This window comes from Streptomyces sp. P17 (assembly GCF_032436805.1).
Taxonomy (GTDB): Bacteria; Actinomycetota; Actinomycetes; order Streptomycetales; family Streptomycetaceae; genus Streptomyces.
In genome coordinates, this window is record NZ_JAVRBF010000371.1 from 1 (window position 1) to 409 (window position 409).

Genomic DNA, 409 nt, shown 5'->3' on the forward strand with positions numbered 1-409 from the left:
GCATCAGCATCATCGTCGGAATCGGAATCGGCATCCGCATCGGCTTCAGAATCGGAGTCAGCATCGGCATCAGCGTCGGCTTCCGCATCTGAATCAGCATCCGCGTCGGCGTCAGAATCGGCATCGGCGTCGGCGTCGGCGTCAGCGTCCGCGTCAGCGTCTGCATCGGCGTCCGCGTCGGCATCGGCATCAGCGTCGGCATCCGCATCAGCATCAGCATCCGCATCCGCATCAGCATCAGCATCAGCATCAGCGTCTGCATCGGCGTCGGCGTCGGCATCCGCATCGGCATCTGCATCTGCATCTGCATCTGCATCAGCGTCCGCGTCGGCATCCGCATCTGCATCTGCATCAGCGTCCGAATCGGCGTCCGCATCGGCGTCGGCATCGGCGTCTGCCTCGGCATCTG

General features: G+C 63.6%; 1 protein-coding gene. It reads right to left on the reverse strand.

Going from position 1 to position 409, the window contains the following annotated elements:
* A partial coding sequence (locus RMT89_RS41340; protein WP_315888902.1) for a hypothetical protein occupies positions 1–388 on the reverse strand: 388 nt, incomplete at its 3' end.
* Positions 389–409: the final 21 nt, after the last annotated feature.